The 14,279-nt window shown below is 54.3% G+C and carries 8 protein-coding genes and 1 pseudogene; 8 read left to right on the top strand and 1 reads right to left on the bottom strand.

All coding sequences use genetic code 11. The features are described from left to right. The first annotated feature begins 21 nt into the window (after positions 1–21). From hrpB to fhuB, 6 genes and pseudogenes are all read left to right on the top strand, one after another. Positions 22–2,451 (top strand): annotated as a pseudogene (hrpB, locus tag C1192_RS12205) (ATP-dependent helicase HrpB). 148 nt (positions 2,452–2,599) lie between these two features. After that, on the top strand, positions 2,600–5,110 hold the full coding sequence (gene mrcB / locus C1192_RS12200; RefSeq protein WP_016262885.1) for a bifunctional glycosyl transferase/transpeptidase: 2,511 nt from the start codon (positions 2,600–2,602) through the stop codon (positions 5,108–5,110). Between the two features lie 225 nt (positions 5,111–5,335). Beyond that, positions 5,336–7,579: a ferrichrome porin FhuA gene (gene fhuA, locus C1192_RS12195; protein ID WP_038354975.1), complete on the top strand. Its 2,244-nt coding sequence runs from the start codon at positions 5,336–5,338 to the stop codon at positions 7,577–7,579. A gap of 49 nt (positions 7,580–7,628) precedes the next feature. Further along, positions 7,629–8,426 carry a Fe3+-hydroxamate ABC transporter ATP-binding protein FhuC gene (fhuC, locus tag C1192_RS12190; protein ID WP_038354976.1) on the top strand — a complete coding sequence of 266 codons (798 nt, stop codon included), beginning with the start codon at positions 7,629–7,631 and terminating at the stop codon, positions 8,424–8,426. Further along, complete coding sequence (fhuD, locus tag C1192_RS12185) at positions 8,426–9,316, top strand: Fe(3+)-hydroxamate ABC transporter substrate-binding protein FhuD (RefSeq protein ID WP_038354977.1); 891 nt, start codon at positions 8,426–8,428, stop codon at positions 9,314–9,316. The genes fhuC and fhuD overlap by 1 nt, the downstream gene beginning before the upstream one ends. After that, complete coding sequence (gene fhuB, locus C1192_RS12180) at positions 9,313–11,295, top strand: Fe(3+)-hydroxamate ABC transporter permease FhuB (RefSeq protein ID WP_038354978.1); 1,983 nt, start codon at positions 9,313–9,315, stop codon at positions 11,293–11,295. The genes fhuD and fhuB overlap by 4 nt, the downstream gene beginning before the upstream one ends. Positions 11,296–11,329: 34 nt before the next feature. Here the strand turns inward: fhuB and hemL are convergent, their stop codons facing one another. Beyond that, positions 11,330–12,610, bottom strand: a complete 1,281-nt coding sequence (gene hemL / locus C1192_RS12175) for a glutamate-1-semialdehyde 2,1-aminomutase (RefSeq protein ID WP_038354979.1) — start codon at positions 12,608–12,610, stop codon at positions 11,330–11,332. A 165-nt stretch (positions 12,611–12,775) separates the two neighbouring features. Between hemL and C1192_RS25500 the strand changes: the two genes are divergently transcribed. After that, positions 12,776–12,823 (top strand): hypothetical protein, encoded by a 48-nt coding sequence (locus C1192_RS25500; protein ID WP_214678600.1) that lies wholly within the window; start codon positions 12,776–12,778, stop codon positions 12,821–12,823. 11 nt (positions 12,824–12,834) lie between these two features. Next, positions 12,835–14,256 (top strand): H(+)/Cl(-) exchange transporter ClcA, encoded by a 1,422-nt coding sequence (gene clcA, locus C1192_RS12170; RefSeq protein ID WP_000845418.1) that lies wholly within the window; start codon positions 12,835–12,837, stop codon positions 14,254–14,256. Positions 14,257–14,279 lie beyond the last annotated feature (23 nt).

The following is a 14,279-nucleotide window of genomic DNA, read 5'->3' as shown; positions in this document are numbered from 1 at the left end:
GTTAACCCTCAGGAGCGTTTTGTGTCGTTGTTGCCCGTTGCTGCCGTCTTACCTGAATTACTTGCCGCCCTCGATTGTGCACCGCAGGTGTTATTAAGCGCGCCGACCGGAGCCGGGAAATCGACCTGGCTGCCGCTGCAACTGCTGGCGCATCCTGGTATTCGCGGGAAAATCATCCTGCTGGAGCCGCGGCGTCTGGCGGCGCGTAACGTCGCGCAACGGCTGGCGGAGCTGCTTAACGAAAAGCCCGGCGATACCGTTGGCTACCGGATGCGTGCGCAAAATTGCGTCGGGCCGAATACCCGTTTGGAAGTCGTTACTGAAGGGGTGTTGACGCGCATGATCCAACGCGACCCGGAACTAAGCGGCGTCGGTCTGGTGATCCTTGATGAGTTTCATGAACGCAGTCTGCAGGCGGATCTGGCGCTGGCGTTGTTACTCGATGTGCAACAAGGGCTGCGCGATGACCTGAAGCTGCTGATTATGTCAGCCACGCTGGATAACGAGCGCTTACAGCAAATGTTGCCGGAAGCCCCCGTTGTTGTTTCCGCAGGACGTTCGTATCCGGTGGAGCGCCGCTATTTGCCGCTGCCTACACATCAACGTTTTGACGAAGCCGTTGCTGTCGCCACCGCCGAATTGCTACGCCAGGAAGCAGGATCTCTGCTGCTGTTTTTACCTGGCGTCGGGGAAATTCAGCGTGTGCAGGAACAACTGGCTTCGCGTGTAGGCAGTGATGTGTTGCTTTGTCCACTGTATGGCGCATTGTCGTTGAACGATCAGCGAAAAGCGATCCTCCCGGCACCACAAGGGATGCGCAAAGTGGTGCTGGCAACCAATATTGCTGAAACCAGTTTAACTATCGAAGGTATTCGCCTGGTGGTGGATTGCGCCCAGGAAAGGATGGCGCGCTTTGATCCGCGAACGGGTCTTACACGGTTGATTACCCAGCGAGTTAGTCAGGCGTCGATGACGCAGCGTGCCGGGCGCGCCGGGCGACTGGAGCCGGGCATTTGCCTGCATTTGATCGCCAAAGAACAGGCGGAACGCGCCGCTGCACAAAGTGAACCGGAAATCTTACAAAGCGATCTCTCCGGTTTGCTGATGGAATTACTGCAATGGGGATGCAGCGATCCGGCGCAGATGAACTGGTTGGATCAACCACCAACGGTGAATCTACAGGCTGCGAAACGCCTGTTACAGATGCTTGGCGCGCTGGATGGCGAACGACTTAGCGCGAAAGGGCAAAAAATGGCGACGCTGGGTAATGATCCGCGGTTAGCCGCTATGCTGGTGAGCGCGAAGAGTGATGATGAAGCCGCTACCGCCGCAAAAATTGCCGCCATTCTCGAAGAGCCGCCCCGCATGGGGAATAGCGACCTGGAAGTGGCGTTTTCCCGCAATCAACCGGCCTGGCAACAGCGTAGTCAGCAACTGTTAAAGCGCTTAAACGTCCGTGGTGGCGAGGCCGACAGTGCGTTTATTGCGCCGCTACTTGCCCAGGCCTTTGCCGATCGTATTGCTCGTCGCCGTGGCCAGGATGGTCGTTATCAACTGGCGAACGGTATGGGAGCAATGCTGGACGCGGATGATGCCTTAAGCCGCCACGAGTGGTTGATCGCTCCTTTGTTATTGCAGGGCAGCGCCTCGCCGGATGCGCGAATTCTACTGGCGCTACCGGTCGATATTGATGAGTTAGTGCAACGCTGCTCACAGCTATTACAGCAATCTGACACCGTTGAATGGGACGATGCACAAGGCACGCTGAAGGCCTAGCGTCGGTTGCAGATTGGTCAGCTCACAGTAAAAGTACAGCCGCTGGCGAAACCGTCGGAAGATGAATTACATCATGCAATGCTCAACGGTATTCGCGATAAAGGTCTAAACGTTCTTAACTGGACGCCGGAAGCGGAGCAGCTACGCTTGCGTTTGCTGTGTGCTGCAAAGTGGTTACAGGAATATGATTGGCCAGCAATGGATGAGGCGAGCTTGCTGGCGTCGCTGGAAACGTGGCTGCTGCCACATATGGCCGGCGTACATTCGCTGCGTGGCCTGAAATCTCTTGATGTTTATCAGGCGCTGCGCGGATTACTTGATTGGGGAATGCAGCAACGTCTGGATAGTGAATTGCCTGCGCATTACACTGTGCCGACGGGAAGCCGGATCGCCATTCGTTATCATGAAGATAACCCACCCGCGCTGGCGGTGAGAATGCAAGAGATGTTTGGCGAAGCCACTAATCCGACTATCGCTCAGGGGCGCGTGCCGCTGGTGCTGGAATTGCTTTCACCCGCCCAGAGGCCGCTGCAAATCACGCGTGATTTAAGTGCCTTCTGGCAGGGAGCGTATCGCGAGGTGCAAAAAGAGATGAAAGGGCGTTATCCCAAACACGTCTGGCCGGACGACCCGGCGAATACCGCACCGACGCGACGGACGAAAAAGTATTCGTGAGGTTGGTAAACGGGCACGGGCAGTCCCTTCGCCCCGGTTCTCTCCCATAGGGGGAGGGCGAAAAGTACTTTGAGAGATATCTTCTTCTGTCTTGTCACAGAAGAATAGAAAATCGGGCTTTTGCGCCTGAATATTGCGGAGAAAATGTATGGCCGGGAATGACCGCGAGCCAATTGGACGCAAAGGGAAACCGACGCGTCCTGTCAAACAAAAGGTAAGCCGTCGTCGCTACGAAGATGACGACGATTATGATGACTATGAGGATGAAGAACCGATGCCACGCAAAGGTAAGGGCAAAGGGCGTAAGCCTCGTGGTAAACGCGGCTGGCTATGGCTGCTACTGAAACTGGGGATCGTATTTGCGGTGTTAATCGCCGTTTACGGTGTTTATCTCGATCAAAAAATTCGCAGCCGTATTGATGGCAAGGTGTGGCAATTGCCAGCGGCAGTTTATGGTCGGATGGTAAACCTTGAGCCAGACATGACCATCAGCAAGAACGAGATGGTGAAATTGCTGGAGGCCACGCAATATCGTCAGGTGTCGAAGATGACCCGTCCTGGCGAATTTACCGTGCAGGCCAACAGCATTGAGATGATCCGCCGTCCGTTTGATTTCCCGGATAGTAAAGAAGGACAGGTGCGTGCGCGTCTGACTTTTGAGGGCGATCATCTGGCGACTATTGTCAATATGGAGAACAACCGTCAGTTCGGTTTCTTCCGTCTTGATCCGCGTCTGATCACCATGATCTCCTCACCAAACGGCGAACAGCGTCTGTTTGTGCCGCGTAGTGGCTTCCCGGATTTGCTGGTAGATACTTTGCTGGCGACAGAAGACCGTCATTTCTACGAGCATGATGGTATCAGTCTCTACTCCATTGGACGTGCGGTGCTGGCGAACCTGACCGCCGGGCGCACGGTGCAGGGGGCGAGTACGCTGACTCAACAGTTAGTGAAGAACCTGTTCCTCTCTAGCGAACGTTCTTACTGGCGTAAAGCGAACGAAGCCTATATGGCGTTAATCATGGATGCGCGTTACAGCAAAGACCGCATTCTTGAGCTGTATATGAACGAGGTATATCTCGGTCAGAGCGGTGACAACGAAATCCGTGGTTTCCCGCTGGCAAGCCTGTACTACTTTGGTCGTCCGGTAGAAGAGTTGAGCCTTGATCAGCAGGCGCTGTTAGTCGGTATGGTGAAAGGTGCGTCTATCTATAACCCGTGGCGCAACCCGAAACTGGCGCTTGAGCGACGTAACCTGGTACTGCGTCTGCTGCAACAGCAGCAGATTATTGATCAAGAACTCTACGACATGTTGAGCGCACGTCCGCTGGGCGTACAGCCGCGCGGTGGGGTGATCTCTCCGCAGCCTGCCTTTATGCAACTGGTGCGCCAGGAGTTGCAGGCGAAACTGGGCGATAAAGTGAAAGATCTCTCTGGCGTGAAGATCTTCACTACTTTTGACTCGGTGGCTCAGGACGCGGCAGAAAAAGCCGCCGTGGAAGGCATTCCGGCACTGAAGAAACAGCGTAAGTTGAGCGATCTGGAAACAGCGATTGTGGTTGTTGACCGCTTTAGCGGTGAAGTTCGCGCGATGGTCGGTGGCTCCGAACCGCAGTTTGCGGGTTACAACCGTGCGATGCAGGCGCGTCGTTCGATTGGATCACTGGCAAAACCAGCGACCTATCTGACGGCCTTAAGCCAGCCGAAAATCTATCGCCTGAATACGTGGATTGCCGATGCGCCAATCGCGCTGCGTCAGCCTAACGGTCAGGTCTGGTCACCACAGAACGATGACCGCCGTTATAGCGAGAGCGGCAGAGTAATGTTGGTAGATGCGCTGACCCGTTCGATGAACGTGCCAACGGTGAATCTGGGGATGGCGTTAGGGTTACCTGCGGTAACGGACACCTGGATTAAACTGGGCGTGCCGAAAGATCAGTTGAATCCGGTTCCGGCAATGTTGCTTGGGGCGCTGAACTTAACGCCAATCGAAGTGGCGCAGGCATTCCAGACTATCGCCAGCGGTGGTAACCGTGCGCCGCTTTCTGCATTGCGTTCAGTTATTGCCGAAGATGGTAAAGTGCTCTATCAGAGCTTCCCGCAGGCGGAACGCGCAGTTCCGGCACAAGCGGCGTATCTGACGCTATGGACCATGCAGCAAGTGGTGCAACGTGGTACTGGTCGCCAATTGGGAGCGAAATACCCGAATCTGCACCTGGCGGGCAAAACCGGGACTACCAACAACAACGTTGATACCTGGTTTGCGGGCATTGACGGCAGCACGGTGACCATCACCTGGGTTGGCCGCGATAACAACCAGCCGACTAAGTTGTACGGTGCCAGCGGGGCGATGTCGATTTACCAGCGTTATCTGGCTAACCAGACGCCAACGCCGCTGAATCTTGTACCGCCGGAAGATATCGTGGATATGGGCGTCGACTACGACGGCAACTTTGTTTGCAGCGGTGGAATGCGTATCTTGCCGGTCTGGACCAGCGATCCGCAATCGCTGTGTCAACAGAGTGAGATGCAGCAGCAGCCGTCAGGCAATCCGTTTGATCAGTCTTCTCAGCCGCAGCAGCAGCAACCTGCTCAACAAGAGCAGAAAGACAGCGACGGCGTGGCGGGCTGGATTAAGGAAATGTTTGGTAGTAATTAACATTTAACTGTGACCTACCGGATGGCGTGCCGCCATCCGGTAAAATAACATCCTTCCAAAAGCATTAACCCTTTCTTTTCATCTGATTGTTTATTGACCCTTTGGTTGCTTCTCTGATGGGTACTGCTTGCCATCGTCTCGCCGTTTCGAATATTATTTCATATTTATAATAATCATTCTCGTTTACGTTATCATTCACTTTTACTTTACATCAGAGATATACCAATGGCGCGTTACAAAACTGCTCAGCCAAAACACTCGCTGCGTAAAATCGCAGTCGTAGTAGCCACAGCGGTTAGCGGCATGTCTGTTTATGCACAGGCAGCGGTTGAACCGAAAGAAGAGACTATCACCGTTACCGCTGCACCTGCGCCGCAAGAAAGCGCATGGGGGCCGGCAGCCACTATTGCGGCGCGACAGTCAGCCACCGGTACTAAAACAGATACGCCGATTCAAAAAGTACCGCAGTCTATTTCTGTGGTCACAGCCGAAGAGATGGCGCTACACCAGCCGAAGTCAGTAAAAGAAGCGCTTAGCTATACGCCAGGGGTTTCGGTCGGTACACGTGGTGCGTCCAACACTTATGACCACCTGATCATCCGTGGTTTTGCTGCAGAAGGCCAAAGTCAGAATAACTATCTGAACGGCCTGAAGATGCAGGGTAACTTCTATAACGATGCGGTTATCGATCCGTATATGCTTGAGCGCGCTGAAATCATGCGTGGTCCTGTTTCCGTGCTTTACGGGAAAAGCAGCCCAGGTGGCTTGTTGAATATGGTCAGCAAGCGCCCGACTACCGAACCGCTGAAAGAAGTTCAGTTTAAAGCCGGTACTGACAGCCTGTTCCAGACTGGTTTTGATTTCAGCGATGTGCTGGATGATGACGGCGTTTATTCTTATCGTCTGACCGGTCTTGCGCGTTCTGCTAATGCCCAGCAGAAGGGCGCAGAAGAGCAGCGTTATGCTATTGCTCCTGCGTTCACCTGGCGTCCGGACGATAAAACCAATTTCACCTTCCTTTCTTACTTCCAGAACGAGCCGGAAACGGGCTATTACGGCTGGTTGCCGAAAGAGGGAACCGTTGAGCCGCTGCCGAACGGTAAGCGTCTGCCGACCGACTTTAACGAAGGTGCGAAGAACAATACCTATTCTCGTAACGAGAAGATGGTGGGCTATAGCTTCGACCACGAATTTAACGACACCTTTACGGTGCGTCAGAACCTGCGTTTTGCTGAAAACAAAACCTCGCAAAACAGCGTTTATGGCTACGGTGTCTGCTCCGATCCGGCGAATGCTTACAGCCAGCAGTGTGCAGCTATAGCACCTGCGGATAAAGGTCACTACCTGGCGCGGAAATACGTTGTTGATGATGAGAAACTGCAAAACTTCTCTGTTGATACCCAGTTACAAAGCAAATTCGCCACTGGCGATATCGACCATACTCTGCTGACTGGCGTCGACTTTATGCGTATGCGTAATGACATCAACGCCTGGTTTGGTTACGACGACTCTGTGCCGCTGTTGAATCTGTATAATCCGGTGAATACCGATTTCGATTTCAATGCCAAAGACCCGGATAACTCCGGCCCGTACCGCATCCTGAATAAGCAGAAGCAAACAGGCATTTACGTTCAGGATCAGGCGCAGTGGGATAAAGTACTGGTCACTCTGGGCGGTCGTTATGACTGGGCAGATCAAGAATCGCTTAACCGCGTAGCGGGAACGACTGACAAACGTGATGACAAACAGTTCACCTGGCGTGGTGGTGTTAACTATCTGTTTGATAACGGCGTAACACCGTACTTCAGCTATAGCGAATCGTTTGAACCTTCTTCTCAGGTCGGGAAGGATGGTAATATTTTCGCACCGTCTAAAGGTAAGCAGTACGAAGTCGGCGTGAAATACGTACCGGAAGATCGCCCAATCGTGGTGACGGGTGCACTGTATAATCTCACCAAAACTAACAACCTGATGGCAGATCCTGAGGGTTCATTCTTCTCGGTTGAAGGTGGTGAGATCCGCGCGCGTGGCGTAGAAATCGAAGCAAAAGCGGCGCTGTCGGCAAGTGTTAACGTGGTCGGTTCTTATACCTACACCGATGCGGAATACACCACCGATACTACCTACAAAGGTAATACGCCTGCGCAGGTGCCAAAACACATGGCTTCTCTGTGGGCTGACTATACCTTCTTTGACGGCCCACTTTCTGGCCTGACGCTGGGTACTGGCGGTCGTTATACTGGCTCCAGCTACGGTGATCCGGCTAACTCCTTTAAAGTGGGAAGTTATACGGTAGTTGATGCGTTAGTGCGTTATGATCTGGCGCGAGTTGGTATGGCTGGCTCCAACGTGGCGCTGCATGTTAACAACCTGTTCGATCGTGAATACGTCGCCAGTTGCTTTAACACCTATGGCTGCTTCTGGGGCGCAGAACGTCAGGTCGTTGCAACCGCAACCTTCCGTTTCTAATTTTCGCTTTGGGCACGGATTTCCGTGCCCGCTTCACAAGTTGGCTGTTATGCAGGAATACACGAATCATTCCGATACCACTTTTGCACTGCGTAATATTTCCTTTCGTGTGCCGGGGCGCACGCTTTTGCATCCGCTGTCGTTAACCTTTCCTGCCGGGAAAGTGACCGGCCTGATTGGTCACAACGGTTCTGGTAAATCCACACTGCTCAAAATGCTGGGACGTCATCAGCCGCCGTCGGAAGGCGAAATTCTTCTTGATGCCCAGCCGTTGGAAGGCTGGAGCAGTAAAGCCTTTGCCCGCAAAGTCGCTTATTTGCCGCAGCAGATTCCTCCGGCTGAAGGGATGACCGTGCGCGAACTGGTGGCGATTGGTCGCTATCCGTGGCACGGCGCGTTGGGGCGATTTGGCGTGGCAGATCGCGAAAAGGTCGAAGAAGCCATCGCTCTTGTCGGCTTAAAACCACTGGCGCATCGGCTGGTGGATAGCCTTTCTGGCGGTGAACGTCAGCGAGCGTGGATCGCCATGCTGGTGGCGCAGGATAGCCGATGCCTGCTGCTGGATGAACCGACCTCGGCGTTGGATATCGCTCATCAGGTTGACGTGTTGGCGCTGGTGCATCGTTTAAGCCAGGAACGCGGCCTGACGGTGATTGCTGTGCTGCACGATATCAATATGGCGGCGCGTTACTGTGATTATCTGGTCGCCCTGCGCGGCGGTGAAATGATTGCTCAGGGAACGCCTGCGGAAATTATGCGCGGCGAAACCCTCGAAATGATTTATGGCATCCCGATGGGTATTTTGCCGCATCCGGCGGGTGCCGCACCTGTGAGTTTTGTTTATTGATGAGCGGCTTACCTCTTCTTTCGCGTCGTCGACTGTTAACGGCGATGGCGCTTTCTCCGTTGTTATGGCAGATGAATACCGCTCGCGCGGCGGCGATTGATCCGCATCGTATTGTGGCGCTGGAGTGGTTGCCGGTGGAACTGCTACTGGCGCTCGGCATCATGCCTTACGGTGTGGCGGACACCATTAACTATCGACTGTGGGTCAGCGAACCGCCATTACCGGAATCGGTGATTGACGTTGGTTTGCGTACAGAACCTAACCTCGAACTACTGACCGAAATGAAACCGTCGTTTATGGTCTGGTCGGCAGGATATGGCCCTTCGCCAGAAATGCTGGCACGCATTGCACCGGGGCGCGGATTTAACTTCAGCGACGGCAAGCAGCCACTGATGATGGCGCGTAAATCACTGATGGAAATGGCGGATTTGCTCAACCTGCAAAGCGCGGCAGAAAAGCATTTAGCGCAATATGAAAAATTTATCCGCAGTATGAAACCCCGCTTTGTAAAGCGTGGAGCGCGCCCGTTATTGCTGACGTCGCTTCTCGATCCGCGCCATATGCTGGTCTTCGGTCCAAACAGCTTGTTCCAGGAAATTCTCGATGAGTACGGTATTGTGAATGCATGGCAAGGGGAAACCAACTTCTGGGGCAGTACCGCGGTCAGTATTGATCGTCTGGCGGCGTATAAAGATGTTGATGTGCTGTGTTTTGATCACGATAACAGTAAGGACATGGACGCGTTAATGGCGACACCGCTGTGGCAGGCCATGCCGTTTGTCCGTGCAGGGCGTTTTCAACGCGTACCCGCAGTTTGGTTCTATGGCGCGACGCTTTCGGCAATGCACTTTGTGCGCATTCTGGATAACGCCATTGGAGGCCAGGCGTGAGTAAACGAATTGCGCTTTTTCCGGCGTTATTGTTGGCGTTGCTGGTGATTGCCGCTGTGGTGCTCACCTGGATGAACTTCTCGCATGCGCTGCCGCGTAGCCAGTGGACTCAGGCAATCTGGTCGCCGGATATTGACGTCATTGAGCAGATGATTTTTCACTACAGCTTGCTGCCGCGTCTGGTTATTTCGCTGCTGGTTGGCGCGGGTCTGGGGCTGGTTGGCGTGCTGTTTCAGCAAGTGCTACGTAACCCGCTGGCGGAACCGACCACGCTTGGCGTCGCAACGGGCGCGCAACTGGGGATTACCGTCACCACGCTGTGGGCGATTCCTGGTGTGGCGGCAAGTCAGTTCGCCGCGCTGGCGGGGGCTTGTGTGGTTGGCTTAATCGTCTTTGGCGTCGCGTGGGGTAAACGCCTTTCGCCAGTGACGTTGATCCTCGCGGGTCTGGTCGTGAGCCTTTATTGCGGGGCAATCAACCAGTTACTGGTCATTTTTCATCATGACCAGTTGCAAAGCATGTTCCTGTGGAGCACCGGTACGCTGACGCAAACCGACTGGGGCGGCGTTGAACGTTTATGGCCGCAGTTACTGGGCGGCGTGATGCTGACATTGCTACTACTGCGCCCGTTAACCCTGATGGGGCTTGATGATGGCGTGGCGCGCAATCTGGGGCTGGCACTGTCGCTGGCGCGTCTGGCTGCGCTGTCTCTGGCGATTGTTATCAGCGCCTTGCTGGTGAACGCGGTCGGGATTATCGGCTTTATCGGTTTGTTCGCGCCGCTGCTGGCGAAAATGCTGGGCGCGCGTCGTCTGCTGCCGCGGCTGATGCTGGCGTCACTGATTGGGGCACTCATTCTCTGGCTTTCCGATCAGATAATTCTCTGGCTAACCCGCGTATGGATGGAAGTTTCCACCGGATCGGTCACTGCACTGATTGGTGCGCCGCTGCTGCTATGGCTGCTGCCACGTTTACGCAGCATTAGCGCGCCGGATATGAAGGTTAACGATCGGGTCGCGATTGAACGCCAACATGTGCTGGCGTTTGCCCTCGCTGGTGGTGTGCTGCTGCTGATTGCCGTAGTGGTGGCGCTGTCGTTTGGTCGTGATTCGCAAGGCTGGACGTGGGCGAGTGGGGTACTGCTTGAGGATTTAATGCCCTGGCGCTGGCCGCGAATTATGGCGGCACTGTTTGCAGGCGTGATGCTGGCAGTGGCTGGCTGTATTATTCAGCGGCTGACCGGAAACCCGATGGCAAGCCCTGAAGTGCTGGGGATCAGCTCTGGTGCGGCGTTTGGCGTAGTGCTGATGCTGTTTCTGGTGCCGGGCAACGCCTTTGGCTGGTTGCTGCCCGCGGGAAGTCTCGGTGCGGCGGTGACGCTGTTGATCATTATGATCGCCGCCGGGCGCGGTGGATTTTCACCACATCGGATGCTGCTGGCGGGGATGGCATTAAGCACCGCGTTCACTATGCTGCTGATGATGTTGCAGGCGAGCGGCGATCCACGTATGGCGCAAGTGCTGACCTGGATTTCCGGTTCGACCTACAATGCCACCGATGCGCAGGTCTGGCGCACCGGAATTGTGATGGTGATTTTGCTGGCAATTACGCCGCTGTGCCGTCGTTGGCTGACCATTTTACCGCTGGGTGGTGATACCGCACGAGCCGTGGGGATGGCGCTGACGCCGACGCGAGTTGCGTTGCTGATGCTGGCGGCCTGTCTGACGGCGACCGCGACAATGACCATTGGGCCATTGAGTTTTGTTGGTCTGATGGCACCACATATTGCACGGATGATGGGCTTTCGACGGACGATGCCGCACATTGTGATTTCGGCGCTGGTGGGTGGTTTGCTGCTGGTGTTTGCGGACTGGTGCGGGCGGATGGTGTTGTTTCCGTTCCAGATCCCGGCGGGATTATTGTCGACGTTTATCGGCGCGCCGTATTTTATTTATTTGCTGAGAAAGCAGAGCCGTTAATAAAATGCCTCGCCCGGTGGGCGAGGCAAAATCATCACAACTTAGCAAACACCCAACGTGCGGCATCGATGGTGTTATTGATATCTTCCATGCTGTGCGCCACGGACATAAAGCCCGCTTCAAACGCTGACGGTGCCAGGTAAACACCTTCGTCCAGCATCATATGGAAGAAACGCTTAAAGCGTTCCACGTCACAGGCCATTACGTCCTGATAACACGTCACTGACCCGGCATCGGTAAAGAAAATACCGAACATGCCGCCAACGTGGTTCACAACCAGAGGAATCCCCGCTTCTTCTGCCGCTTCCAACAAGCCTTCCGCCAGACGTGTTGTCAGCTCATCCAGTGTCTCGTGAACACCCGGCTGCGCGACTTCATTCAGACAGGCGAAACCGGCTGCCATCGCAATTGGGTTACCGGAAAGTGTACCCGCCTGATACACCGGGCCGGTCGGGGCCAGCGCATCCATCACATCACGACGGCCGCCGAAGGCACCAACAGGCATCCCGCCGCCAATGATTTTGCCCAGACAGGTGAGATCCGGCACGACACCGTAATAATCCTGTGCGCCCGCCAGCGCCACGCGGAAGCCGGTCATTACTTCATCAATGATTAGCAACGCGCCAAACTCGTCACACAGCGCGCGCAGACCCGGCAGAAACTCCGGCAACGGCGGAACGCAGTTCATGTTACCGGCTACCGGTTCAACGATAATACAGGCAATTTCTTCCGGGTACTGCTCAAACGCGGCGCGCACAGACGCCAGATCGTTATAGGTACAGGTTAAGGTATGTTTGGCGAAATCCGCCGGAACGCCCGGAGAGTTCGGTTGACCCAGCGTCAGTGCGCCAGATCCTGCTTTCACTAACAGACAGTCGGCGTGGCCGTGGTAACAACCTTCGAATTTAATGATTTTATCGCGGCCGGTAAAACCACGGGCGAGGCGGATAGCGCTCATCGTCGCTTCGGTGCCGGAGTTCACCATACGCACCATATCCATCGTCGGCACCAGTTCGGTCACCAGTTCCGCCATTTTTACTTCCATTTCGGTCGGCGCACCAAAGCTCAGACCGCGCCCGGCGGCTTCAATTACTGCGTTACGGATCGCCGGGTGGTTATGGCCCAGTACCATCGGCCCCCAGGAACCGACATAATCGATATACGCTTTGCCATCAACATCGTACAGATAAGCGCCGTCCGCTTTTTCGATAAACAGTGGAGTGCCGCCCACGCCGGTAAAAGCGCGAACAGGGGAGTTCACACCGCCAGGGATCAGCTCGCGCGCTGCGCTGTAAAGATTTTCAGACTTACTCATGGAGGGTTCCTGATTCGTAGAAAAAGTGAATGGCTGCTATTCTATGTTATTCATAACAAGTTAAATACTCGTCAAGCATCAGGTTGCTTGTACTGCGGCAACCCGGATTTCTAAGAGTATAAAAGTTTTGCGCATTTGAAACATTACGCTTTGCAAAGGATTTTCATCGAACGAGCGAGTAGAATGCCGTCATCTTATTTGTATGACCAATAAGTGATCATTGGATGAAAACTGATACACCCTCTTCTGAAATACCGCAGGCTGCGCGTCTGCGACGTAGACAACTGATTCGTCAACTTCTTGAGCGCGACAAAACGCCATTAGCCATTTTGTTTATGGCTGCGGTCGTTGGCACCCTTGTCGGGCTGGCAGCAGTAGCTTTTGACAAAGGCGTCGCCTGGTTGCAGAACCAACGTATGGGCGCGCTGGTACATACTGCCGATAATTACCCACTTTTGTTGACCGTCGCTTTTCTCTGTTCGGCGGTGCTGGCGATGTTCGGTTATTTTTTGGTGCGCAAATACGCGCCGGAAGCAGGTGGTTCGGGTATTCCGGAAATTGAAGGCGCGCTGGAAGATCAACGTCCCGTCCGCTGGTGGCGTGTATTGCCGGTGAAGTTCTTTGGTGGTCTGGGAACGCTGGGCGGTGGCATGGTGCTGGGACGCGAAGGGCCAACCGTACAGATCGGCGGTAACATTGGCCGCATGGTGCTTGATATTTTCCGCATGAAAGGTGATGAAGCTCGTCACACGTTGCTGGCAACCGGTGCGGCGGCGGGGCTGGCGGCGGCCTTTAACGCGCCGCTCGCGGGCATTCTTTTTATTATCGAAGAGATGCGTCCGCAATTCCGCTATACGCTAATTTCGATTAAAGCGGTATTTATTGGCGTCATTATGTCGACCATTATGTACCGGATATTTAATCACGAAGTCGCGTTAATTGACGTAGGTAAACTCTCTGATGCGCCGCTCAATACGCTCTGGCTTTATCTGATCCTCGGTATTATTTTTGGTATCTTCGGCCCTATTTTTAATAAATGGGTGCTGGGGATGCAGGATTTGTTGCACCGTGTGCACGGCGGCAATATCACGAAATGGGTGCTGATGGGCGGTGCGATTGGCGGCCTGTGTGGCTTGCTTGGTTTCGTTGCGCCAGAAACTTCGGGCGGTGGTTTTAACCTGATTCCTATCGCGACAGCAGGGAATTTCAGCATGGGAATGCTGATTTTTATTTTTGTTGCGCGGGTGATCACCACACTGCTCTGCTTTTCTTCTGGTGCACCGGGCGGTATTTTCGCCCCGATGCTGGCGCTTGGTACGGTTTTGGGAACGGCATTTGGCATGGTCGCTACGGAACTGTTTCCGCAATATCACCTTGAAGCAGGGACATTTGCTATTGCTGGAATGGGCGCGTTACTGGCGGCATCCGTTCGTGCGCCGCTAACCGGGATAATATTGGTACTTGAGATGACAGATAACTATCAGCTCATTTTGCCAATGATTATTACTGGTCTTGGCGCAACACTATTAGCACAATTTACCGGCGGAAAACCGCTATACTCAGCGATTCTTGCCCGCACGCTGGCAAAACAGGAAGCGGAACAACTGGCGCGAAGCAAGGCCGCGGCTGCCAGCGAGAATACTTGAACGAAATACCAGGGTATTAGATA

This window comes from Escherichia marmotae, assembly GCF_002900365.1.
GTDB classification, from domain to species: Bacteria; Pseudomonadota; Gammaproteobacteria; order Enterobacterales; family Enterobacteriaceae; genus Escherichia; species Escherichia marmotae.
The sequence above is the reverse complement of the archived record's forward strand: the minus strand, read 5'-3'. Positions and strand labels throughout refer to the sequence as shown.

Excerpts from the sequence above, each read along its gene's own strand:
- fhuD (WP_038354977.1), top strand. The coding sequence starts at position 8,426 with ATGAGCGGCTTACCTCTTCTTTCGCGTCGTCGACTGTTAACGGCGATG.
- mrcB (WP_016262885.1), top strand. The coding sequence starts at position 2,600 with ATGGCCGGGAATGACCGCGAGCCAATTGGACGCAAAGGGAAACCGACG.
- fhuC (WP_038354976.1), top strand. The coding sequence starts at position 7,629 with ATGCAGGAATACACGAATCATTCCGATACCACTTTTGCACTGCGTAAT.
- hemL (WP_038354979.1), bottom strand. The coding sequence starts at position 12,610 with ATGAGTAAGTCTGAAAATCTTTACAGCGCAGCGCGCGAGCTGATCCCT.
- fhuA (WP_038354975.1), top strand. The coding sequence starts at position 5,336 with ATGGCGCGTTACAAAACTGCTCAGCCAAAACACTCGCTGCGTAAAATC.
- clcA (WP_000845418.1), top strand. The coding sequence starts at position 12,835 with ATGAAAACTGATACACCCTCTTCTGAAATACCGCAGGCTGCGCGTCTG.